The organism is Pseudomonas sp. A-B-19, from assembly GCF_019947515.1.
GTDB lineage: Bacteria > Pseudomonadota > Gammaproteobacteria > Pseudomonadales > Pseudomonadaceae > Aquipseudomonas.
In genome coordinates, this window is record NZ_JAGYGN010000008.1 from 125,474 (window position 1) to 148,387 (window position 22,914).

Sequence of the window (22,914 nt, forward strand, 5' to 3'; positions counted from 1 at the left end):
GTACGCACATGAATCCAAAGGAAAACTACCTGCATGAGTTCTTCAGGATCTTCTTCGCCAACAAGCAGTTGGTGAAGCGAGTCTTCCTGGTCTTTGCCGTGATTGCCGTGGTCTTGCCACTGTTGCTCAAGCAGAGTTTCGATATCACCGCGCAGGTGATCGTGCAGTCCAAGAAAATTTCCCAGGGGGATGCCACCAGCACCCTCACTCAGGAAAACGCTTCCTTCATTCCGCCGTCGCTGGCCGACATGGAGACCGAGAGCAATATCCTGCGTTCGCCAGCCTTGATCCGCCAGACCATCGGCCAGTTGCGCGAAAAGGGTGAGTACACACAGCCCGTGAGCGCCTTCAACACACTGCTGGTGCAGCCGCTCAAACAGTTTGTGATCAATCCCGTTCGCGAGCGCGTGATCAACCCGGTTCGCAGCCTGCTCGGGCTGCAGACCGATCCGGTACGCGACACCCTGCTCGATGCCCTCACGCAACAAGCGTCCACTGCCCTCAAGGTTGAAACCTTGCCGGGCTCCAACGTGATCTCGATCGTCTACCACTTCCCTGACCCGGCCCAGGGCACCCGATTCGTCACTGCCCTGCTGCAAAACTACCTGGTCACCCGCCAGGAAATGCAATCGATCGACCTGCCGCAGAGTTTCTACGAGACCAAGAAATTGCAGTACCAGGTGCGTCTCGATGGCCTGGAAGCCAATCGCCTGGCCTTGCTCGAAAGCGTCGGTTCGTCCGACCCCAAGGAAGAAATCACGTTCCGCCTCAACGCGATCAACACCGAGGAGCAGGCGCTCAACCTGTATCAGGACCGACTGCTGCAAAGCCAGCGCTGGCTCGACTACCTGAAAACCAGCCTGGCGACCGCCAACAATGCCAGGTTCAACGACTACACCTTCCCCTACACCTTCACCACCACAGTCGACAGCGTCGCGTTCGAAGACCGCGAGATCAAGCAACTGGGCGAGCGACTGACGGCCCTGGTCAGCCGCTACATGGACGACCTGGCGGTCTTGCAGCCTGGCAGTGATCCGATGCAAATGGCCCGCGAGCAAATCATCCGGGCCCGTGGGCAATTCCTGAAGATTGTCAGCAACCGGATTCAGGAGCGCACCAGCGACCTGATGACGATCAGCTCGGTCATCGACCAGAAAACCGCGCGCATTGCCGAGTTCCAGAATCGCATCCATCAGTTGCAGGAAACCCGCAGCAAACTGCGGCAGATGGACACCGAGATCAACGCGCTGCACAAGGCGTTCGCCACCTATGCCCAGCGCTTCGCTGAAAGCAGCACGGCGCGCGCACTGGACAACGACCTGTCCAACGCACGGGTGCTCAGCCCGCCGTTCGAACCGACGGAAGCGGCGTTCCCCAAGCCGATGCTGATCATTCCGTTCGGGCTGTTCACCGGTTTGCTGCTGGCGATTGCCCTGGTCTATGTGCGTGAGTTCTTCGACCACCGCTTCAAGCACCCTGCGCAAATCACCCATGAGCTGGGCTTGCCGGTGCTGCTGGTGATCAATGATCACAGCACCCAGCCGAACAACCCGCACAAGAACTGGAGCGTACCGGCCCTCGTGCATTGGGTGCGCAATTGAACGCGCCGCTCGGCACCACCCACGACCTGCCGATCATTCATTTGCTCAGCAGCGGCGGCTTCTATGGCGCCGAGCGGATGCTGCTGGATCATTGCCTGGCGACGCCGGGGCAGCATCAGGTGCTGTTTCTCGATGCGCCGCCAGAGCTGATCACGCGATTTCGCCAGGCCGGTGTCGATTGCCTCGGCTGTGCAGGCCTGGGCGCATTGCTGGGGCATTTGCGCCAGCGACGGGACCAGCGGCCACTGATCAATACGCACAACTTCAAGGGCCTGTTGTTCGGCTGGCTCGGCGCCACGCTGTTGCGCCTGCCACTGGTGATCACCCAGCACGGCTTCACTCCGCGCAGTCGCAAGCAGAAGTTCTACACCTGGCTGAGCCTGCAATTGTGCCGCACAGCCTCGGTGAACCGGGTGGTGTGTGTCGCCGAAAGCATTGCGGCGCTGCACCGTCGGGCCAAGGTGCGCACCGACAAGTTGCAGGTGATCCCCAACGGCCTGCCGGCGGCCAACGACTTGCCACCGCACAGTGGCGAACGTCAACGCTGGCTGGCCGGTTACGTCGGGCGCCTGAGTAGCGAAAAGGGCCCTGACCTGTTTCTCGATGCGCTGATCCCGTTGTGTCAGCAATACCCGCAACTGGACGCGGTGATGCTCGGCGACGGGCCGGAGCGCGAAAGCCTGCAGGCACGGATCGACGAGGCAGGCTTGCAGGCGCGCATCACGCTGCCGGGCTACCAGACCGACATGCGCGCCTGGTGGCGGCAACTCGATGCATTGGTGATCAGCTCGCGCACCGAAGGCACTCCGATGATTCTGCTCGAAGCGATGCAGGCCGGGGTGCCGGTGGCGGCCTTCGGTGTCGGCGGGATTCCCGATGTCTTGCAGGACCGCCACAACGGCCTGCTCGCCGCGCCCACCGACAGCACCGCCCTCGCCCGCCAGATCGGCGCGCTGCTGGATGACCCGGCCCTGGCCGGCGAGTTGATCGACAACGCTAAACGTACGCAACGGGATCACTATGACCTCAAGGTCCTGGCGGAACGCTGGTCGCAGCTTTACATCCGGACTGCACGGGAGGCACGCGTGTGATCGTTCCGCTCTCGATCGTCAGTTTGCTCGGCCTGGTCTGCCTCGGTTTGCTAGCCAGCCCTTATCCGTATCTGGCGCCTGGAGCGGTGCTCGGCCTGGTGGGTGTCGCGGTGCTGTACCGTAAGCCGACCTGGGGCCTGCTGGGCATTGTCGCCATCCTGCCTTTCGAGGGCCTGTTCAAGGACAGCGCGTTGTCGGGCTCCAAGTTCCTCGGGGCTTCACTGGCGCTGATCCTGATGCTGCAGCTGGCGATTCACCAACTGCCGTCCGAGCGCCTGCGCAGCAATATCTGGCGTTTGCTGGTCGGGTTCATGGTGCTGTACATGCTGAGCCTGTTGAACACCGACAACATGGACATGTCCCTGGGCCACCTGCGCGAATTGAGCGTCGGCCTGATTCTGTTTGTCATCACCCTGCTGGTCGGGCGTGAGTTGAACCTCGACATGTTCGCCAGACTGGTTGCCGTCAGTGTCGCGGTGACCTGCGCCATGGCGATGTTCTCAGCCAAATACCAGGACGAAGGCCGTGCGTCCGGCATGCTCAACGACCCGAACGAATTTGCCCTGATGATCGCCTTCGCCGTGCCCATGGCACTGTTGCTGGTGGTGCGCAGCCCGAACCGGTTGCACCGGTTGTTCTGGGGGGGCTGTGCCCTCGTGCTGCTGGCCGGCATGACCAAGACTGAATCCCGTTCGGGGCTGGTGGTGTTGCTCCTCAGCCTGTTGATCGGCACATGGCACTACCGCGCGCAGTTGCCACATATTCGTCCACGCCACCTGGGCTTTGCCATGCTCGGCCTGACGATTGTGATTGCGCTTGGGCTGTATGCGATGCCGGCCAGTTACGTGGCGCGCATCCAGTCGCTGAGCATCCTCAGCTCCGGGGCCAAGAGTCAGGACGCGTCGCTGGGCCGTCGCGCCTCCTACATTGTGGTCGGCAGCGCCATGATCGCCGAGAACCCCTTGCTCGGCACCGGCCCCGGCACGTTCCCGCTGCACTACGCCCACACCGGTTATGCCAAGACCTTTGCCCTCAGCGGCAAGACCGACGACCTGTACCGCCGCGCCCACAACACCTACCTGGAGATCTTCAGTGAACTGGGGATACCCGCCGGCCTGATGTTCGTCGGCATGCTGGCCCTGGGGTTGTACAACCTGATCCGCGCCCGCCGCATCTGGCTGTTGCGAGGAGACGGGCATCAGGCCGATCTGATGACCCACCTGGGCATGAGCTTTCTGTCATTGACGTTGTTCCTGATGTTCCTCAGCGCGCCGAACCACAAGTACCTGTGGATCATGCTCGCGTTGACCGGCGTGCTGCGCACGAAAGCCGAAGAAGCCCCGCACAAAGAGGTCAAGGCATGAACCGCATCAGTATCATCATCCCGATGTACAACGAGGAACAGCACATCGCCCGGACCCTGCTCGCGGCACGGCATGCCGCCGAGGCGGCCAACGTCGAATGCGAGTTGATCGTGCTCGACAACGGCTCCGACGACCAGGGCCCGGACATTGCCCGGCAGCTTGGTGCCCAGGTTCTGGTCCTGCCCGGCCTGCTCATCGGCGCATTGCGCAATCGCGGAGCGGCGGTCGCCAGCGGTGAGTGGCTGGCCTTTATCGATGCCGACGTCGAGATGCCCGAGAACTGGCTCAAGCTGTTGTTCGACCTCGAGTCCGGCGGCCAGGGCGATGTCATCGGTCTGGACCTGCACACCCCGGCCGAAGCGCCGTGGTACGCCGACGCCTGGCAGCGCCGCACCTTGCGCCCCGATACGCAGCCGCTGCATGTTGCGCAATGGCTGCCCACTTGCAACCTGCTGATGCGTCGTCGCTGGTTCGACAAGGTCGGTGGTTTCAATGAACAACTGCGCACCGGCGAGGACAAGGAACTGACCATGCGCCTGGTCGACGCCGGTGCCAAGCTGCGCTCGGTCAACCAAAGCGTGGCGCTGCATTGGGGCTACGAATGCAGTTGGCGGGAATGGATGGGCAAGGAATTGTGGCGCCAGGGCAGTCATCTGCAACTGCTGCGCACCCATGGACCGAGCCTGCGCTTGCTACGCTTTCCGCTGCTGTCGATTGCCGCCTGGGTGATCGATTTCATGGCTATTTCCGCCCTGTTCGACGGTTTCCCCCAGCATTCGCTGCTGATGCTGCTGCTGACCGTCCTGCCCGCCCTGGCCCTGAGCCTGCGTCAGAGTGCCAGGCACCGCGACCCGCTCCTGACCCTGCAACTCTGGGGCCTGCACTGGGTGCGCCTGCATCTGGCTGGCGCCGGGTTCATCCTCAGCCTTTGTCATTGGAATGCCAGGAGGCCCGCCCGTGGCTGAATTCATTTACTGGTTGTGCCTGTTGCTACCGGTTTACGCCTACCTTGGTTATCCCCTGTTATTGACCTTGCTGGCACCGTTTTACCCGGCACCGCGCCATGGACCGGCACAACCGATGGACGTGAGCATCGTGATTGCCGCGCACAACGAAGCGCGGCATATCGAAGAAAAACTGCGCACCGTGCTGGCCCAGGATTATCAGGCCCGCTCGCTGCACATCATCCTGGCCAGTGACGGCTCGACCGATGACACAGTGGCCTGCGCGCGCCGGGTCGAGGACCCGCGCATCACCGTGCTCGACCTGCCCCGCCAGGGCAAGGCGGCGACGCTCAATGCCGGGGTCGCGATCAGTAGCGGCGCGATCCTGGTGTTCACCGACGCCGACAACCAATGGTCCACCGACACCCTCGGCCATTTGCTCGCGCCGCTCAACGACCCGCAGGTCGGTGGCTGCGCCGGGCACATGGTGATCCCGGTGACCGGCAAGGGCTTGAGCGTGGGTGACAGCCTGTATCGGCACTACGAAGGCTGGCTGCGCTACGTGGAAAACCGCACCGGCTGCATGGTCTCCGCCGACGGCGCATTGCTCGCCCTGCGCCGCGAGTTATTCCAGAACGTGCCGGCGCAGGTCAACGACGACTTCTTTATCAGCACCTGCGCCCCAGTGGCGTTCAAGCGGATTGTCTACGTGCCCCAGGCCCGGGTGATCGACCAGGGCGTGGACGAAGCTGACAAGCAATTTCGCCGTCGTCAGCGCGTCACCGTGGGTGGCTTGCAAAGCCTGGCCGAGCGCCGGGCGCTGATGAATCCGCTGACCCACGGCCTGTATGCGATTGCCTTGATCAGCCACAAGCTGATCCGGCGGCTGGCGCCGATCCTGTTGCTGCCGTTGCTGCTGAGCAATTTCTGGCTGTGGGAAGACCACGGCTTTTATCGCCTGAGCCTGATCGCACAACTGCTCGGTTACACGATGGCCATTGCCGGCCTGCTGGATTCGCAACACCGCTTGCCCAAACCCTTTCGCCTGGCCGCGTTCCTCCTGGTGACCCTTGCCGGGATGAGCATCGGCCTGTGGCAGTTCCTGCGCGGGCAGCGTTACGCCCAATGGAACCCCGAGCAAAATCGATGAGAGGTGCGTGCCGTGGCGATCAAACAACTGTTAAAACGCACCAGTGGCTGGCTGTACCTGAACTCCCCGGTCGGGCGCAACCAACTGCACGGCGCCGGGGTGATCCTGATGCTGCACCGGGTGCTGGCCAGCGACCAGGCCGCCGAACTGCCCCATCGCAATGAACTGTGCGTCGGGCCAAAGGCCTTTGAACACTTGCTGGTGTGGTTGAAAAAACACTTCGACTGCGTGCCGCTGATGGACATTCTGCAACCCGGCACGCCGCGTTCGGAGCGGCCGAAAGTGGCGCTGACCTTCGACGACGGCTGGCGCGACAACGCGCTGAATGCCTTCCCGTTGCTGCAAAAACACCAGGTGCCGGCGAGCATCTTTCTGTCCACCGATTTCATCGGCAGCCGCCAACGGTTCTGGTGGGAAAGCATCGGCGAAACCCTGTGGAACAGCCATGGCGAACCGGCACGCCGGCATCTGATCGAATGCCTGCAGCAACTTGGGCGTCCGCTGCCGGTACTGTGCGAAAACCCGGATGAACAACGCCGCAGCCTCGCACTGCTGAATTTTTTGCAGAGCCTGAAAACCCTGTCACCGCTGGACCTCAATCGCCTGACCGACGCCTGCCCGCAAGAGTCGTTGCCCCAGGCACTGGACTGGCAGCAAGTGCGCTACCTGGAAGCGTCCGGCCTGGTGCGCTTCGGCCCCCACGGTGCCAGCCACGCCATCCTCACCGGCCTCGACGATCAACGCCTGGACGAAGAACTGAGCCGCAGTCGCGACGCGCTGCTCCACGGCTGCAACCGGCCGTTGCCGGTTTACTGCTACCCCAATGGCGACCACGATGCGCGGGTGCGCCAACAGGTGGCCAGGCATGACTTCCCGTTTGCCCTGGGTACCGGCACCGGTATATATCGAGGGGCCGAAGATCCGCTGGCCCTGCCACGCTTCGGCGTGAGCCAGCGTACCGCGCGCGATCCCGGGTTGCTGTCCTGGCGCATCTACCGTGGGGCACGTCCATGAGCCGCAGCAACTACCTCAGGCACCTGGCCCTGAGCATGGGCACCAAGCTGGCGATGATCGCCCTGCGCTTGCTGCGGAACATATTACTGGCGCGGATTCTCGGCCCCAGCGAACGGGGCTTGTTTGCCCTGCTCAACACCCTGCCTGACCTGATCAGCGCCGCCACCAGCGGCGGCTTGAATTCAGCGGTGGGCTATCAGGCGGCCAAGCAGCGACCGATGGGCTTGCTGCTCAGCCAGGTGCTGCTGTTCGGTTGTCTGCTGGCGGCGTTGCTGACCTTGCTGGTGGTGGCGCTGACCCGCGAGTTCGGCAAAGAACTGGACATCACCGTGCAATTGGGCCTGCTCGCCTGGCTGTTGCTGCTGGCAGTGCCGCTGACCGTGCTCAAAAGCGGCTTGCTGACGTTGCACAACGCCTCGGGCGGCGTGGTCGCCTTCAATGCCTTGCGCCTGATCGAGTCGCTGGCGCCGCTGCTGGTGTTCCTTGCCCTGTTCTGGATGTGGCAAAGCGCGGCCCTGGAAGCCGCGCTGATCAGTTGGCTGACGGGGATCAGCCTGGTGGTGCTGGCCGGTTGGGTGTGGCTCAAGCGCGAGCATCCGCTGAGCCTGCAATGGGACCGCGCCAGTCAAAACGAACTGCTGCGCTACAGCGCCCGCAGCCATCCGGACCTGCTGTTCCAGCAAGTGATTCTGCGCTCCGACTACCTGTTCATCGGCGCCCTGCTCGGCACCACGGCGCTGGGTCACTACGCCATGGCCAGCGCGGCCGCCGAGTTGCTGCTGATCGTTCCGGAAGCGGTGACCACGCCGCTGATGAAGCGCCTGCTGCAACAGGAGGAAGGCATCGAAAAAGTCACGCCACTGGCCTTGCGCTTGACCGCTACGGTGATGCTCGGCGCTTGCCTGAGCATGGCAGCGGTCGGTGAATGGTTGATCGTGACGCTGTTTGGCGAGGCCTATCAGCCTGCCTACCCTGCGTTGCTGGCGCTGCTGCCGGGCCTGTTTGGTCTGTGCTACATGAGCATTCTGCGCCTGGACCTGCTGGGCAAAAACCGGCCCGGCACGATTTCGTTGTTGATGGGCCTCAGCGCCCTGCTCAACCTGGCGCTCAATGTGCTGCTGATCCCTGCCTACGGCATCGTCGGCGCCGCAGCCGCGTCCTCTATCGCGTACCTGGCCGTGACCCTGGCGCTGCTAGTGGTGTATTGCCGGTTGAGCCACGTGCCGGTCTGGCAAACGCTCATCGTCCTGCCCGGCGACATCGCGCCAATGCTGCTGATGCTGCAACGGAAATCGGCATGAAACACCTGTTATTGCTGGTGAGTCTCGGCCTCGGGCTGGGCGCCGAAGCTGCGCCCATGCGTTGGGCCGATATCCGCGACGCCAGCCTGTACCTGCAAACGGACCGCCCCGACACCCTGACCGTGCTCTGGACCCCGGCGTGGCAGGCACAAGCCAACGAAGAACACCTCTACCTGCTCGATGGCCAGGGAAAACTCCAGAGCGAACGACTGATAGCCGCCAATGAGCCCAGCGGTAGCCAACGCTGGGACCTGGCGCCGGGCGCCGCCAGTTATCGGCTGGAAATTCCTGGCTACAGCTTCCGCCGTTATACGGTTGAGCACGACGACCACACCGTCGCACTGTTCGCCCCGGCCAAGGTGCATTTCAGCGCCGAGCCCAGGGACGGTGACGAGTTGTACTTCAAGGTCGCGGCCGGTGAGCACGCGGTGCTGGCCGGTAAATTCCACGGCGGGGTCGGCGCATTGCAAGCGCAGCGCGTGAGTGACGGCCAACAGCTTTCACTGCCTCTCAAGCCTTACCCCGCCTATTGGCAGTTCGACAAAGTCGAGTTGCCCGTTGCCACCACCGATCAAGTCTGGCGCTTGCAACTGCGCGGTAGCGGCAAGGTTGCATTCTGGCTCGATGGCACGGCCAACCTGTTCGCCCAAAACCCGCAACAGCTCAAACCCTTGCGCGAAGAAGAAGGCCAGACCCGGCTGACGCTGCACCAAGACGTGCTCGGCAAGACCCCGAACCTGGGTATCGCCCTGCCCTATGCGCGACTGCCGGATTCCAGTTTCGCCGTGCTCGATGCCCTGCAACCACAGGCCGGATCCTATTACAGCCTGGTCGACATCATGGCGACGCGGCCGCATTACGAAGACGTGTTCCGCCGGCTGTATCAGGATCGCTTGGGCATCACTCAGGACATCACCCTGCTGGCCGGCCGTCAGCGCAAGGCCGACCTGCGCGCCGACGCCACCAGCAACGCCGGCCTCGACGCCTGGCTCGCCGCCACACGTGCACTCGGCGGCAAAGGCACGCACTACATCGGCTTTGCCGACGAACCGAACCTCAACTACCCGGACTACGCAACCTACAAGCGCCTCTTCAACAGCATGGCCTGGCAAGTGCGCAGCAACCCGGACAACGCCAAAGCCGGCGTACGCATCGCCATGCCGGCCAGCTCCCGGTTCGTCAATGGCCCGTTCGTCGACAATGCCGCCGACAAGCGCGGCATCGACTGGGCCCGTCGCTTGCTGGCCGAATCCGGCGACAAGATCGATGCGCTGGCGTGGCACGAATGGATGGTCCGCGACCTGCTGGCGACCCGCGTCTACCGCGACAGCGTACGCAAAGCGGCAGAGCTGGTGGGGCTCGACGCCCAGGGACGACCGCGCAAAGCCTTGTTGCTGGACCAGACCAACATGTCCAGCGGGGCCAGCCTCAGCCCTTACGATCAGGAAACCCACTACGCCTCGTTATGGTGGGCCTCGGTCATCATCAATGCTTCCCAGGACGGCTTGCTCGACATGCTCGGCTGGTTTCAGGCCGCCGACGAACCTGAGTATCCCAAGGGCATGTTGCGTGCGCTCGGCAAGGATGAATACGAGCTCAAGCCCGTAGGCCTGGCGCAGCAATTCATCCGCCAGCATTGGCTACACGATGTCATGCGTCTGGAGAACGACGCCTTCGAGGTTGACGTGCTGGCCATGTCTGGCGGACAGCAACGCAGCCTGCTGGGCGTCAACAAAGGCTCACGCTTGCAGCGTGTGAGCCTGGCCGGCGCGCAATGTCCATTGCCCCTGGGCTCATTGCGCTATTTCGGCGCCGACAACCACAGTCGCGACGCATCTTTCAAATGCCTGGAGGATCGCATCAGCTTCGACTTACCGGGGGAAACCCTGTTTGCCCTCAGCTGGAGCGCCTCATGAACGTCATTTATTTTTGCCCGTGGACGATTCGCCGCGCATTGAGTCACTCCACTCACGGCCAACACCGTCAGGAGTCAAAAACATGAATGTTCTGAAAAAACTGAGCGATCACATCAAGCAAAAAGGCCTGCGCGCCACCGTCGGCAAGTTGTGGAAACACTACGTGTTTTTCCACGAAGAACTGTTGTGGATGGAGCGCGATCTGGCGAGCCCGGTACCGCCACACAAGCTTCGGCCCTATACACCGCTGCGACTGGAAACCATCACCCCACAAAACGCCGTGGCGTTCGCCAGGCACTTCGGCGATCGCGTGGGCACCATGGCCGAGTTGGCCCGCGAAGGGTACACCGGGCATATGTACCTGGATGAAAACGGCGATGCCGTGGCCTTTATCTGGGGCAGTACACGCGATTATTTCGACCGTCATTACTACGGCTGCATGTTCCCGGTGAAGCCAGGTGAGTTCTTCGAGTTCGCTCTCGAGCAGATTCCTGCCTACCGGGGCACCACGCTGTCGGTCGATTTCCAGCTGAACCTGTGGAAAGCCATGGCTGATCAGGGTTGCAACAAAGTGGTGGATATCTGCGAGTCCCATAACATTCCCGCGCTCAAGCTGCACATCCGCATGGGGTATCGCGAGCAAGGACGGATCATGAACATCTATCACCTGTTCGGCTGGCGCTTCTTCCGCGAAACCCGCTACAGCGGTTCACGCCTGGATGCCTTGCGCAAACCGGCACCCTCTCCTGTTCCCGCCGAGGCGAGCTGATCTTATGTCTGCACGATTCGAATGGCGCACTTCGCTGTGTACCGACGACTTTCCGATAGCAGCTTACGAAGCGTTGCGCCAGCGCGTAACGGACCATACGCCGTTCAACAAACTGGCCTGGCTATACGCTTCGGAACTGGCACTCAGGCCCGGCGAGCAGTTGCATGTGCTGCTCGGCTGGCAGGGTGACGAACTGGCGCTGTGCCTGCCGCTGGTGGCGTCCGTGGAGCGCTTTGCGCGGTTGCCGTTTCGGGTCCTGCATCATTTGGGCTATCCCCTCGCCGACCGCCTCGCACTGCTGACGAGGCTGGACGACGACGCTATGCGCAAGGCGTTGACACAGATCCGTCAACACCTGCCCCATGCCATGCTGCAACTCAACGAACTGGCCGGTTCCACGGCGCAGGCCCTGGCACCGTGGCAGGCACTGAGTTCGACCGCCGAACAACGCCTCAGTTGTCGGGTGCCGGTGCACCTGATCAGCGAGGCCGACCATCAGGAAGTCTCCGGCGACCCGCGCTACAAACTGCGCCGCGCGCGCAAACGCATCGCCGCATGCGGGGCCCAGGTGCGGCGGATTACCCCCGACGCCCTGACCATGGGGCCGCTGTTGCAGGACATCAGTGAAGTCGAAGCGGTGAGCTGGAAAGGTGATGAAGGGGTCGGGATCTTTTCCGATGCCCGTCATCGCCAGTGGATGGACCGCGCCTTCACCGCCCTCGCGGCCCGGGGCCTGGTGCGCGTGGTGGTGCTGGAGCTGGAGGGGCGCTGCATCAGCTATCGCCTCGGCTTGCTGGAACAGGGCCGACTGTACGACTACAACCTGGCGTTCCTGCCGCAATATGCCGACCTGGGCAGCGGCCGGGTGCTACTCGATGAGTGGATTCGCTGGGGCCTGGAAGACCACTGGCAGTGGATCGATGCGTCACGGGTCAGCCTGGAAAACTCAAGCCATCAACTGCACGAACGCATGACCGGGCAACTGGAACACTGGCGCTGGAGTTTTTACTCCTGGCGTCCAGGCGGTCTGGTGCTGGGGCTGGCCTTGCGGGTCTGGCAACGCTTCAAACCCCGATTGCAGCAATGGCGCGCCCGGCGCGCGGCGGCCGCAGTCGCCACCCCGACACCCGGCGCGACACCTGTCGTCAAAACGCCTGCGCCTACGGAAAACCTCAAGGAGGGTAAACATGCCTCGGCAAGTGATAGTCAACGCTGACGATTTCGGCCTCAGTGCCTGCGAAAACGCGGTGATCCTGGGCGCGTTCCAGGCCGGGCTCATCAGCTCCGCCACCGCCATGGCCAATATGCCGGCGTTCGAAGCGGCCTGTGCCATGGCCCGGCATCCGTTGCTCGAAGGCCGCATCGGCCTGCACTTCAACCTGACCTACGGCCGTCCATTGAGCCAGAGCATTGTGCAACGCCCGACGTTTTGCGACGCTGCCGGCGTGTTCGATCTCAACCTGTCCCGCACCCGCCTCTGGCTCGGGCGCCGGGATCGCCACGCCGTACTGGAAGAACTCGAAGCCCAGTGGCAGCGCTGCCTGGACAACGGCCTGCGCCCCAGCCACCTGGACTCCCATCAACACGTGCACAACATCTGGCCGATCGGTGAGATCGTCGCGCGCTTCGCCGCCCGCCAGGGGGTACCGGTGCGTCTGGCGCGCAACCTGGGGCAAAACCTCAGCCTGCCCAAGCGCGTGTTCAAGGACCTGCTCAACCGTCGTCTGAGCAACCTGGCCGGCGCCACCGCCGACTACGTGTGCACCCCGGTGGATCTGCGCAACGCCGAGCCGCCACCCGACGGACTGCTGGAAATCGTCGCCCACCCGAACCAGCTCGGCGCCGACTTCGGCGATGCCTACCTGGAACCGGGAGAGTCTTTGAGTGCACTGCTGGAACAGCGCTTGGCGGGTGTGCCGCGGGTGGCCTATACCGCTGCCCGCGATGCTGCGCCTCACCGTGCGCGGGTCGTTATGGAGTAATCCGCAATCCCTGTGGGAGCGAGCTTGCTCGCGATGGCGGTGTGGCAGGCGGCGTGGATTTTTGCAGGTGTACATATCCATTGCTGCGGTAACGGCCTCTAATGGTTCCGCCCTTACGGCGGGTCACTTGGAAAAGCCTGTAGGAGCGAGCTTGCTCGCGATGGAGGTCAACGATGACGCGGGGAGCCTGACACCCCGCGGTGCTCTCAGGTTTTTCGCGAGCAAGCTGAACTGGTCAGGTAATCCCGGACACCGGTTACAGTGTTTATGCCGCTTTTTGCTCCATGGCTATTGGCGACAACAAGGCTGTCGGTGATGGCGTTTCTGAAATGCGCGTAGACGTGGGTGCCGGATACCGGGTTTACTTCACGATGCGAGGTGGTGTCGTCATTGTCCTGCTGGCCGGAGGTGACAAGTCATCTCAAACCGCCGATATCAAACGCGCAAAAAAAATGGCAAAGGAGGTTTAACCATGAGCCAGACTTTGACTACTTTCGACATGGCGGCGCTGCTCGACAGTGATGAGGCCATTAGCGAGTATCTGTCTCAGGTACTGGCAGACGGTGACAATGAGGAGTTTCTTCGCGCTATCGGCTATGTGGTAAAAGCCCGTGGCATGACACAGATAGCCAAAGACTCGGGAATGGGTCGCGAAAGCCTCTACAAAGCCTTCGCGCCGGGAGCAAAACCACGTTTCGATACGGTCCTGAAGGTCATTCATGCCCTGGGCATAGACCTCTGCGCGCAGCCAGGGCACACCGTCAATCACTCAAATCTCTGATTTGATTCTGCGCGTTATGTCGCTGGTTTCACCACCACCCACGTAAAACACAACGGCAACTGCGCCACCTGCTGCTGATAGCGGTCATAGAGTTCTTCGCGATTGGAGTGCGGATACTCCTTGAAGTGACGGATCTGCAACCCTGCCGCAATCGCGGCACTGAAGAGGTCGCCCAGGGTGTGGACGAACCAGTAGGACGCGGCCGACGGTTGTTCGACCTTGCCTTCGTAGACGATCGGTTCGTGCTGCACGAACGGTTCGCGGCGGAAGTATGAACTGGCCAGGCGAAAAGGATCGATTGCCTCGGGGTCGAACATTTCCAGGAACGGATGAGTTTCGTACACCACCAGCGAGCCACCCGGTTTCAGCGTGCGCGCCACATGGCGCAAGAATTCGCCGATGTCCGGCATCCAGTTCAGCACGCCGATGGTGATCAGCGCCAGATCAAAGCGCTCCTGCAGTTGCGCAGGCAAGTGGTGAATGTCCGCTTCGATGAATTGCGGCGCATGGGGCGAGCGGGACGCCAGTTCTCGTGCCTGCTCGAGAAACGCTTCAGACTGGTCGACGCCCACCACGCTGCGCGCGCCCAGGGCAAACAGCGACAGGCTTTCGCGTCCGTTGTTACAGCCCAGTTGCACCACCTCCTTGCCGTCGACACCCGTCTGGGTCAGCAAGGCGGTCAAGGTGTCATCCAGGCAGGAGAAATCCGCGTGAGCCACGTCCTTCGACAAGGATTGCCATTCGCTTGAGTCTTTGTGGTGACGGGCGGAGTCATTCCAGGCCTCGCGGTTACTGGCGATGGCTTGTTCTTTTGTCGGCAGTTCCATTGCACGCTCCAGGGTTCGGGTCATCGATTTGACCGACCGGAGTCTAGTTCAACCTTATCCTGGCAAGTGTTGCGAACTTGTAATCCGCACAGCGCCAACGGCTGCCCACGGCGGCAGCTATAGTTAATGACCTTGGGGACATGTGATTAAACCGATTGCGCAGGTGTTGCCATGAACAAATCCAGTCTGACGCTGTTGCTCGCCGTCTGCCTGAGCGCGACCGCCGTCGCCCACGCCGACGACATGCCCGCCACCAACTACAGCAGTGAATTCAACTACTACGGCGCCGACCAACCCTTCGCCCACCCCGTACCACCGTCCATGAGCACCGTACCGCCGGGTTCGTACATCCCGACCGCGCCCGGGGAATTCATTCCGGTTTCAAGCGAGCACGTGTTTTACGACTCGCGCCTGCCGACCGTGGCCGACGCCACGGTTCGCGTGTTTGTCCGCACCTACGATCCGGAACATGGCGTCTACGTGAACCAGGAAGTCCAGGACTCCGGTTGCGTGCAGTCCTGCATGAGGCAGGGCCCGGTGCTGCAGTGAGCACCAGGGGGCGCTCTCAATTGGTTTCCCCACCGCATTGGGTAACCAATTGAAAACGCCCCCTAGCACTGGCGTTTGTCCGGGCGGGCGAGGCCGAGCTTTTCGATCCGGTAGCGCAACATGTCCCGGCTAAGACCGAGCAGGCGTGCCGATTTGGTGACGTTCCAGTCGGTTTTGTCGAGCATCTTGCGCACCATGTCACGCTCCACTTCCGGCAGGTTCATGGATTCGCTACCGTTACCGTTGGCCGGACGTGGCTCGCTGAAATGTTGCTGCTCGGGATGAAACATCGGTGGTTCATCCACCAGGCTCAGGCAGACGTTCAACTGATGGACGGCGATGGTATCGCTTTGCGCCAGCAATACGGTTTGCTCCAGCATGTTGCGTAATTCCCGCACGTTGCCCGGCCAGCTGTAGCTGAGCAGCAACTCTTCAGCCTGATTGCTGAAATGCAGGTTCGGCTTGCCGTAGCGTTTGCCATGCAGCGCCAGGAAGTGCCGGGCCAGCAGCAGGATATCGTTGCCACGGGCATACAGGCGCGGCACCTTGATCGAAATGATGCGCAGGCGGAAAAACAGGTCGCGGCGGAATTTGCCTTGCTGGACCATTTGCTCGAGATTGCAGTTGGTGGCGCTGATCACCCGTAGATCGACCTTGCGCTCCTTCACCGAACCGACCCGGCGAATGGTCCGGTCTTCCAGCAGTTTCAGCAGCTTGGCTTGTAACAGCAGGTCCATTTCACCGATTTCATCGAGGAACAGCGTGCCGCCATCGGCCGCTTCCACCAGCCCCATGCGACGTTCCTTGGCGTCGGTGAAGGCGCCCTTCTCGTGGCCGAACAGTTCCGACTCCACCAGATTGGACGGGATCGAAGCGCAGTTGAATTCAATGAACGGGCCTTTGGCGCGCGAGCCGTCGAAATGCAAGGCCCGGGCCACCAGTTCCTTGCCGGTGCCGGTCTCGCCTTCCACCAGGACCGGCGGCAGATCGCTGTTGGCCATCCGCCGTTCGGCGTCGAGCAACTGGCTGATGGTGCCCTTGAGGTACATCATCGGGGCCGACTCGCCAATCAGCGCCTGCAACCCCGACTTCTGGGCCTCGCGCTCCTGGTAAAACGACAGCGTGCGCTCCATGCGGTCGGTGGCCAGTGCCTTGTCCAGCAGCTGCTTGAGCTCCGGCAGGGCCACCGGTTTGGTGACGTAGTGAAAGGCGCCCTCTTTCATCGCCGCCACGGCGTCTTCGACGTTGCCGTAGCCGGTCATCATGATCACTTTCAGATCCGGCGCGATGACACGCAGCTTCTGGATCAGGTCGTGGCCACTCATGCCCGGCAACGAGTTGTCGGTCAGTACCACGTCAGGAGCGAAGGAGCCCAATTGCTCCAGTGCATCTTCGGCCGAGTGGCAAACGGTCACCTCGAAGCCCTTGCGCTCCAGGTAATTCTGAATATTCTCGGCGAGAATTTCGTCATCCTCGACCAGCAGAATGCTGTGCTCCATACGCTCCTCCCGTTGCCACTTTGAAATTGAGACAAACACGGGTTCCTTCCTGCTCCCGGCTGGTCAGTTCGACCGAGCCGTCAAAACGCTCCATTATCCTCTTGACCAGGGCCAGGCCCACACCCAAACCGCCTTGCTTGGTGGTGAAAAACGGCTTGAAGACCATTTGTTGCTGTTGTTTGGAGATCCCCTTGCCGGTGTCGGTCAGGATCATGCTCAAGTCGCCGGGCACAGAAGAATCGATCTCGATCGTCAACACGCCCCCCTTGGGCATGGCTTCCAGTGCGTTGGCAAACAGGCTATTGAGAATCTGCGTGAGCAACACTTGTTGGCTGACGACCTGTGGCACGCTGACAGGAGAGAAACGCACTTCGACGTTCGAGCGCTTGATCAGGGACTCGAAGGCACTCAAGGTGTCATCGAGGGCCAGCACCAGGTCAACCGTTTCAAAGTCGTCATTCATCGGCCGCAACGACACCAGCAATTCACGGACCCAGCGCGACATGCGATCGACCTGATTGATGATGTCGCCAATGTTTTTCTGTGCGGTCTGGCTGGCGATGTCCTGGGCCAGTTCGGCGCTGGAACGGATGTTCGCCAGTGGATTGCGCAGGCTGTGGGCGACCGCCGAGGACATTTCCCCCAAGGCGACAAAGGTTTCGTTGGCGATCAACTGGTTCTGCTGGTTCTGCAGCTGTATCGCCGCGCGCCGGACGATCCAGAACAGCCCCAGGTAAATGACCGCCCCGCCGATCAGGGTGGCCAGCCAGATCGCCTTGAAGCCGCGCTGGATGCGCGCCACCAGGTCCACCGGTTCCTTGTAGATCTCCACCATGGCAATCACTTTGCTTCTGTCGGCATTGAACATCGGAATGTAGTTCTCGACGAACAGGTGTTCCGGCTCACGCAGCAGGCGCTGCTCGGGGCGTTCCTCATCGATCTCGTGGTAGCGGGTGGACACCGGCGATTTCATTTGGAAGGATTTATCCAGCTCCTTGTTGTCTTCGATGCGTATGCCGATCAACTCGGAGTTTGTCGACCAGACCACGGTGCGGTCCTCGGCGTACACCGTCGCCAGCATTATGTCCGGCAAATGCTCCACATGGTCGAGAAACTCAAAGCGCGCGGAGGCCCGGGCTTCGGGGTTGATGTCGGAATCGGCATGGTCCAGACGCGGGTCGAGCATTTCGCCTATGGTTCTGTCCGGTGAAATCCTGGCATGACGGATTTCGGCCTCGCCAATGGCTTTGATGAACTGCGCAGTCAGCATCGAATCGCGCTCGAGGCTTTCATCGACTACAAAGCGCGTGGAGATGTAACCCAGCCCCAGCGCCACCACGGCGATGATGAAAAAGCTTGCCAGGGAGAACCAGCGCAGCAAATTGAACCGCGGCCGCCAGCCCTTGCCCGGTACTGCCGGAGCCGGCGGCGCAGCTACTTTTTGTTGTTCCAGTATCTGCATGGCTGTGTCCTGAGTCTTTGAAATCGAGCCTTTCCAGCCGGGTATCAAGTCAGTGTAGGTAACATTGATAGCAATTGGCTGGCCCACATAACTATTTCGCCGCTATTGCACCTGGGTCATGTCGGGTTGCGCGACCGAATGATGATGCTCAGGCTCCTCGTTACCACTGACGGCTGGCGGATGCTGACGGTCAGTTTCTTCTTGCAGGAATTCGATGATGGACTGGACGGAGTGCTCATCGAGCCGCAAGTTGGGCATCGGGATCTTGTTGTAGCGATCGAACAATTCCATCGCAATCGGGTCCTTTTCCGCGAGCATGCGATCCGGTTCGCGGATCCAGCGGTTGAGCCAGGCCGGATCGCGCTGATGGGTCACGCCGATCAGGTCCGGGCCGATGCTGCGCATGCCCAGGCCCTGCCCGTTCAGCGGACCGAGGCTGTGGCAAGACGCGCAACGGGTGCGAAACAGCTCTTCGCCATTACTCGGCGGGCGGATCTCTGGTGCATTGGCGTAGCTTTCTTCCACACTGGGCTGCTTCCAGTTTTGCAGGGTATTGGCCAGTTGATCGGCCAGAATCCACGGATTTTCGAACGGCGAGGATTTCATCCAGCGGCCCGTTGCCTGGTTGCCGATGATCAGGCTCAGATTGTGGTCCTTGTTGCGCCCGTTATCGACGCCTTCGATGAACAGCCCCAGTTTCTTGCGCAGCTCGGTGACATCGGCGAACTCCCCGGTGAGGAATTTCCAGCCCGGCCCGACCTGGAAGCGTTGCGCATAGGCTTTGAGCACCTCGGGGGTATCACTCAAGGGGTCGATGCTGATGGAATAGAAGAAGATGTCCTTGCCGACCCGATCCCCCAGCAGTTTTTGCACCTGGCGCAGGCGCGCGGTTTCCAGGGGGCAGGAGTCGCTGCACGAGGTGAAGATGAAGTTGATCACCACCACCTTGCCTTTGATCATGTCATCGAAAAAACGCAGCTGTTGACCGTCCTGGTCGGTCAGCAGGGTGTTGGGGAAATAGTTGCCACCCCACGGGGTGTTGTCTTCAACGACAGCGGGTTCGGCAGTGGATGCAGGAGCAGGTGCGGGCGTCGACGTTGGCTGGCTGGCGACCAGCAGTTGGCTGGCCAGCAAACCGGTCACCACCATCAGCACCAGGTGCATGCCCAAGGCTCGTGAGCGTGGTGCAAGCATTTTCATGTTCATGTCGACACCCTCCCTGTTTCATTGCTTGACGATCACTTCAGGGCCGAAGCCGTCGCCAGTGAGGAAGGTTGGTGGGGGGATTGAAACCGGCCTGCACGGCAGACGGCAGAGTGTTTTCCATCCACATGGTGTGGCGTGAGCCTTTGACCCCATCAGGCAAATCGAAGAAATCTTCGTTGCACTGCGCTTTTTTTCCATCACCAGCCGCCTCAATGTCGTGAAGGGAGGGTGAAGGTAATTCTGCAAGGACCTCGCCAATTAAGTAATTTCTTTACACAAAAGAACTAACACTCGACAAAACAATGAATTATCAACATCCATGTGCCATGACCATGAAATGGCCGGGGATTGAAACCCGCTAATGGGGACAGTTAATCCCCATTTTCAGGGGGCCAGATTAAACAACAGGCGGACAGTGGTGCCCTCGCCTTCACGGCTTTCCAGGGTCACCGCACCGCCAAAACGCTCCATGATCCGCTTGACCAGCACCAGCCCGACGCCCAGCCCACCCTGCTTGGTGGTAAAGAATGGCCGGAAAGCCATGGCGCGCTGCTCTTTGCTCATGCCTTTGCCGGTATCGCTCACCCTCACGCTGACGCGCCGGGCATCGCGAGGTTCGATCCGGATGGTCAGGGTGCCGCCGTCGTCCATGGCTTCCAGCGCGTTGGACAGCAGGCTGTTGAGGATCTGGGTCAGTTGCACCTGCTGACTCAGGACCATGGGCGTCTGGTCCGGCTCGAACACCACGTTGATCCTGGCCTTGTTGATCTGCAGCTCGTAAGCCATCAGGCTGTCATGCAGGGCCGCCACCAGGTTCACAGGTTCCGCCTCGTCATTGAGCGGTCGCAGAGACTGGAGCAACTCCCGTACCCATTTCGACATGCGATCGACCTGACTAATGATGTCGTTGATGGCCCCGTGTGCCGGACCGCTGTCGAACTCCATCGCCAGCTCGGCGCTTGAGCGGATGTTCGCCAACGGATTGCGCAGACTGTGGGCGACCGCCGAGGACACCTCCCCCAGCGCCACAAAGGTTTCGTTGGTGATCAATTGCTTCTGCTGCGTTGCCAGCAGGATCGCCGCCCGCCGCACAATCCAGTACAGGCCCAGGTAAATCAGACCGCCGCCCAGGGCGGTCGCCAGCCAGATCAGCACCAGGCCGCGCTGCATGCGGTTGATCAGGTCCTGCGGTTCCTTGTAAATCTCGACCATCGCCGTGACGGTGCTGCCATCGGCGTCGAACAGTGGAATGTAGTTTTCGATGAAGATGAATTTGGGTGCCTTCAGAAACTTCTGTTCCATGCGGGACTTGTCCACATCGTGGTAACTGCCCGACACGGGAAGCCGGGAACTGAATGCCCGGTCGAGGTCTTCATCGCCATAAATCGTGGCGCCGATCAAGCCCGGGCTGGTCGACCAGATCACCCTGCGGTCGGGGGCATAGATGCTGGCCAGGGTCACGTCCGGCAAATGTTCGATATGGTCGAGGAAATCAGCACGGAAATCGGCACGTGACAGCGGGTCGACGCCAGGAAAGTCCTGGTCGTTTCGTGGGTCGAGCAACTCCCCCATGCTCGGGGCGTTGGGAATCGACACATGGCGCAACTCGGTCAAGGCAATCGACTGAATGAATTGCGACGTCAATAGCGCATCGCGCTGCACGCTTTCGGTAATCACGAACTGCGAGGACACTGCCCCCAGCGCTACCGCCACCATGCCGATCACCACCATGCTGACCAGCGAAAACCAGCGCAGCAGATCGAACGGTCGCTTGCGCGTGTTCAAGCGGGCTTCGCTTTCGGTCACAAGCACTTTGGTCATTGAGTTCATGGACACGGTTCCCGAAAACCCCCTATAGGTTTATAGCCCACTCATAGCCGTTTGCCCGAACCTGGGGACTGCAATCCCCCCCGCCCCGCCATCCCGTCTACCCCCAAAGTTGGGGATAGCTGCCCGCTCCCGAACTTCCCGGTCTATCGCCCGTGACTGCGCCAACGCCTTTACTCCGGGCGCTTCACGGGCGTTTTCGCTGATTGGTATGGAAGTTGCCAAACTCCCTGCCAACTGACCCGCCCCAAGGGGCAGGTACTTCGATAGAGGGAATACTCATGCACCCTTTACTGTGCAAAATCGCGACCACCCTGGTCGTGACCGCTCTAGCCCAAGGTACTGCCCAGGCAGCGCTGTTTGCCGTAGACCCCGGTCCCTACCTGCCAGCCAATGGCAATTTCGCCGCCTGGTATCAGGACACTCACGGCCGCACCCTTGACCTGTGTTTATCCAAGGCTGTCAGTTCCAGGGTTGCCAGCGCACCGGGCGCCCCGACATACATGTGCTCGTTGATCCCTAATCCCGGCATTTTCGACGACACCCAACCGTTGGTCTTCCCGACCAACTTCCCCGACGAAGCGTTCTGGGCCACCGGCGAAACGACCATCGTCGATGCCGCCCGGGGCATTGACCTGACCTATATATCGGCGCTTGAAGCTGCCTTCAGCGGCGGTGATCCGCTGGAAGGCGACCAGATCAGCTTCGCCCGTATCCGTATTCGCATCGACGTGCCCGTCGCCGGCACCTACGTCATCACCCACCCCTACGGTGTCGAAGTGTTCAACGTCGACACCCCGGGCAGACGGGCGATCAACATGACCCGGGACATCGGCATTGGTGCGCCGAAAACCTACGACGGCGCGCTCAAGGGCGACGTCGGGCCGTTCCTGCGCAGCGTCAACGGTCCCTACACCGAGACCAACCCGGCCACTGGCCAGGCCGAACAATTCGTCGGCGATCCGAACCTCGCCGAAGCCGTCACCGGCAGCCCCTTCAACACCAACTACGTGCGCATCGAAGGCCCCAATGGCCTGGACTTGCGCACCAACCTCTTCGCCGTATCCGGCAAGTTGTCGACAGTGGTCCGGCCAACCCCGGTGATCGCCGAGCGCAGCACCTACTCACGACAGGCCGGCGCCAGCGCCCCCGTGGCCCAGCAAGATGTGTTCGTGATGGCCCCGCCGCCACCGGCCACCGTGACCCTGGCCAGCAACAACCCGGTCCTGAACTTCAGCGAAGCGAACACCACCGGCCACTGGTATGCGCAGTCGCCGAACAATCCGACGCTGCCAGCCACCTTGCAGGTGACCGCCGACAACCACCTGGCCATCGCCAGCAGCACGCCGACCACTTTGCCCATGCCACTGACCGACCTGGTGACGATCTCACGCGCCGAATACAGCCTGAGCTCCGGGCAAATCACCATCGTCGCCTCGACCAGCGATGAAACATCGCCACCGGTGCTCACCGCCACCTCCGGCACCGGTATCGCCATCGGCGCCCTGAGTGGCGACGGCGCCGTGAAAAGCCTGGCCACCGGCATCTCGCCGATACCGCCAGCACAGGTTCGCGTGACGTCATCCAATGGCGGCAGCGATACCGAAGAAGTGGTCATCGTGCAATGAACG

The 22,914-nt window shown here is 61.5% G+C and carries 19 protein-coding genes and 1 pseudogene; 15 read left to right on the forward strand and 5 right to left on the reverse strand.

Features of this window, described 5'->3' with window-relative positions; genetic code table 11:
• The first annotated feature begins 8 nt into the window (after nt 1-8).
• From KGA81_RS11585 to KGA81_RS11645, 13 genes and pseudogenes are all read left to right on the forward strand, one after another.
• Nucleotides 9-1,601, forward strand: coding sequence for a GumC family protein (locus KGA81_RS11585; RefSeq protein WP_223545927.1), 1,593 nt, complete (start codon nt 9-11; stop codon nt 1,599-1,601).
• Nucleotides 1,598-2,692, forward strand: coding sequence for a glycosyltransferase family 4 protein (locus tag KGA81_RS11590; protein WP_223545928.1), 1,095 nt, complete (start codon nt 1,598-1,600; stop codon nt 2,690-2,692). The genes KGA81_RS11585 and KGA81_RS11590 overlap by 4 nt, the downstream gene beginning before the upstream one ends.
• Complete coding sequence (locus KGA81_RS11595; RefSeq protein ID WP_223545929.1) at nt 2,689-4,056, forward strand: O-antigen ligase family protein; 1,368 nt, start codon at nt 2,689-2,691, stop codon at nt 4,054-4,056. Before KGA81_RS11590 ends, KGA81_RS11595 begins: the two co-directional genes overlap by 4 nt.
• Entirely contained in the window at nt 4,053-5,021 is a 969-nt protein-coding gene (locus KGA81_RS11600) for a glycosyltransferase (protein ID WP_223545930.1), read from the forward strand. Before KGA81_RS11595 ends, KGA81_RS11600 begins: the two co-directional genes overlap by 4 nt.
• A complete protein-coding gene (locus KGA81_RS11605; RefSeq protein WP_223545931.1) occupies nt 5,014-6,150 on the forward strand; it encodes a glycosyltransferase in 1,137 nt (378 codons plus the stop codon). The genes KGA81_RS11600 and KGA81_RS11605 overlap by 8 nt, the downstream gene beginning before the upstream one ends.
• Nucleotides 6,151-6,162: 12 nt before the next feature.
• Complete coding sequence (locus KGA81_RS11610; protein ID WP_223545932.1) at nt 6,163-7,164, forward strand: polysaccharide deacetylase family protein; 1,002 nt, start codon at nt 6,163-6,165, stop codon at nt 7,162-7,164.
• On the forward strand, nt 7,161-8,465 hold the full coding sequence (locus KGA81_RS11615) for a lipopolysaccharide biosynthesis protein (RefSeq protein ID WP_223545933.1): 1,305 nt from the start codon (nt 7,161-7,163) through the stop codon (nt 8,463-8,465). Before KGA81_RS11610 ends, KGA81_RS11615 begins: the two co-directional genes overlap by 4 nt.
• Nucleotides 8,462-10,381: a hypothetical protein gene (locus tag KGA81_RS11620; RefSeq protein ID WP_223545934.1), complete on the forward strand. Its 1,920-nt coding sequence runs from the start codon at nt 8,462-8,464 to the stop codon at nt 10,379-10,381. Before KGA81_RS11615 ends, KGA81_RS11620 begins: the two co-directional genes overlap by 4 nt.
• Nucleotides 10,382-10,463: 82 nt before the next feature.
• Complete coding sequence (locus tag KGA81_RS11625) at nt 10,464-11,150, forward strand: N-acetyltransferase (RefSeq protein WP_223545935.1); 687 nt, start codon at nt 10,464-10,466, stop codon at nt 11,148-11,150.
• A 4-nt stretch (nt 11,151-11,154) separates the two neighbouring features.
• Nucleotides 11,155-12,366: a GNAT family N-acetyltransferase gene (locus KGA81_RS11630; protein ID WP_223545936.1), complete on the forward strand. Its 1,212-nt coding sequence runs from the start codon at nt 11,155-11,157 to the stop codon at nt 12,364-12,366.
• Complete coding sequence (locus KGA81_RS11635; RefSeq protein WP_223545937.1) at nt 12,338-13,132, forward strand: carbohydrate deacetylase; 795 nt, start codon at nt 12,338-12,340, stop codon at nt 13,130-13,132. The genes KGA81_RS11630 and KGA81_RS11635 overlap by 29 nt, the downstream gene beginning before the upstream one ends.
• Before the next feature lie 290 nt (nt 13,133-13,422).
• Nucleotides 13,423-13,602: pseudogene (locus tag KGA81_RS11640) on the forward strand (type II toxin-antitoxin system RelE/ParE family toxin); the annotation flags it as partial.
• A gap of 2 nt (nt 13,603-13,604) precedes the next feature.
• Complete coding sequence (locus KGA81_RS11645) at nt 13,605-13,913, forward strand: addiction module antidote protein (protein WP_057397260.1); 309 nt, start codon at nt 13,605-13,607, stop codon at nt 13,911-13,913.
• Between the two features lie 14 nt (nt 13,914-13,927).
• Here KGA81_RS11645 and KGA81_RS11650 read toward each other — a convergent pair whose 3' ends face one another.
• Nucleotides 13,928-14,740, reverse strand: coding sequence for a class I SAM-dependent methyltransferase (locus KGA81_RS11650; protein ID WP_223545939.1), 813 nt, complete (start codon nt 14,738-14,740; stop codon nt 13,928-13,930).
• A 171-nt stretch (nt 14,741-14,911) separates the two neighbouring features.
• Here KGA81_RS11650 and KGA81_RS11655 point away from each other — a divergent pair, with 171 nt between their 5' ends.
• Nucleotides 14,912-15,289 (forward strand): hypothetical protein, encoded by a 378-nt coding sequence (locus KGA81_RS11655; RefSeq protein WP_223545940.1) that lies wholly within the window; start codon nt 14,912-14,914, stop codon nt 15,287-15,289.
• A 62-nt stretch (nt 15,290-15,351) separates the two neighbouring features.
• Here the strand turns inward: KGA81_RS11655 and KGA81_RS11660 are convergent, their stop codons facing one another.
• The 4 genes from KGA81_RS11660 to KGA81_RS11675 form a co-directional block, all read right to left on the reverse strand.
• Entirely contained in the window at nt 15,352-16,788 is a 1,437-nt protein-coding gene (locus KGA81_RS11660; RefSeq protein WP_223545941.1) for a sigma-54-dependent transcriptional regulator, read from the reverse strand.
• Complete coding sequence (locus KGA81_RS11665) at nt 16,757-18,250, reverse strand: sensor histidine kinase (RefSeq protein ID WP_223545942.1); 1,494 nt, start codon at nt 18,248-18,250, stop codon at nt 16,757-16,759. Before KGA81_RS11665 ends, KGA81_RS11660 begins: the two co-directional genes overlap by 32 nt.
• Nucleotides 18,251-18,352: 102 nt before the next feature.
• The gene (locus KGA81_RS11670; protein WP_223545943.1) at nt 18,353-19,456 is read right to left on the reverse strand and encodes an SCO family protein; all 1,104 of its coding nucleotides are present in this window, start codon (nt 19,454-19,456) and stop codon (nt 18,353-18,355) included.
• Nucleotides 19,457-19,840: 384 nt separating this feature from the next.
• Nucleotides 19,841-21,286 (reverse strand): sensor histidine kinase, encoded by a 1,446-nt coding sequence (locus tag KGA81_RS11675; RefSeq protein ID WP_223545944.1) that lies wholly within the window; start codon nt 21,284-21,286, stop codon nt 19,841-19,843.
• A gap of 278 nt (nt 21,287-21,564) precedes the next feature.
• Between KGA81_RS11675 and KGA81_RS11680 the strand changes: the two genes are divergently transcribed.
• A complete protein-coding gene (locus KGA81_RS11680; protein ID WP_223545945.1) occupies nt 21,565-22,911 on the forward strand; it encodes a hypothetical protein in 1,347 nt (448 codons plus the stop codon).
• The last annotated feature ends 3 nt before the right edge of the window (nt 22,912-22,914 follow it).

Coding starts and splice junctions, on each gene's coding strand:
- KGA81_RS11675 (WP_223545944.1), bottom strand. CDS start 21,286: ATGAACTCAATGACCAAAGTGCTTGTGACCGAAAGCGAAGCCCGCTTG.
- KGA81_RS11670 (WP_223545943.1), bottom strand. CDS start 19,456: ATGAACATGAAAATGCTTGCACCACGCTCACGAGCCTTGGGCATGCAC.
- KGA81_RS11615 (WP_223545933.1), top strand. CDS start 7,161: ATGAGCCGCAGCAACTACCTCAGGCACCTGGCCCTGAGCATGGGCACC.
- KGA81_RS11645 (WP_057397260.1), top strand. CDS start 13,605: ATGAGCCAGACTTTGACTACTTTCGACATGGCGGCGCTGCTCGACAGT.
- KGA81_RS11635 (WP_223545937.1), top strand. CDS start 12,338: ATGCCTCGGCAAGTGATAGTCAACGCTGACGATTTCGGCCTCAGTGCC.
- KGA81_RS11650 (WP_223545939.1), bottom strand. CDS start 14,740: ATGGAACTGCCGACAAAAGAACAAGCCATCGCCAGTAACCGCGAGGCC.
- KGA81_RS11655 (WP_223545940.1), top strand. CDS start 14,912: ATGAACAAATCCAGTCTGACGCTGTTGCTCGCCGTCTGCCTGAGCGCG.
- KGA81_RS11600 (WP_223545930.1), top strand. CDS start 4,053: ATGAACCGCATCAGTATCATCATCCCGATGTACAACGAGGAACAGCAC.
- KGA81_RS11665 (WP_223545942.1), bottom strand. CDS start 18,250: ATGCAGATACTGGAACAACAAAAAGTAGCTGCGCCGCCGGCTCCGGCA.
- KGA81_RS11660 (WP_223545941.1), bottom strand. CDS start 16,788: ATGGAGCACAGCATTCTGCTGGTCGAGGATGACGAAATTCTCGCCGAG.
- KGA81_RS11630 (WP_223545936.1), top strand. CDS start 11,155: ATGTCTGCACGATTCGAATGGCGCACTTCGCTGTGTACCGACGACTTT.
- KGA81_RS11585 (WP_223545927.1), top strand. CDS start 9: ATGAATCCAAAGGAAAACTACCTGCATGAGTTCTTCAGGATCTTCTTC.
- KGA81_RS11625 (WP_223545935.1), top strand. CDS start 10,464: ATGAATGTTCTGAAAAAACTGAGCGATCACATCAAGCAAAAAGGCCTG.
- KGA81_RS11620 (WP_223545934.1), top strand. CDS start 8,462: ATGAAACACCTGTTATTGCTGGTGAGTCTCGGCCTCGGGCTGGGCGCC.
- KGA81_RS11680 (WP_223545945.1), top strand. CDS start 21,565: ATGCACCCTTTACTGTGCAAAATCGCGACCACCCTGGTCGTGACCGCT.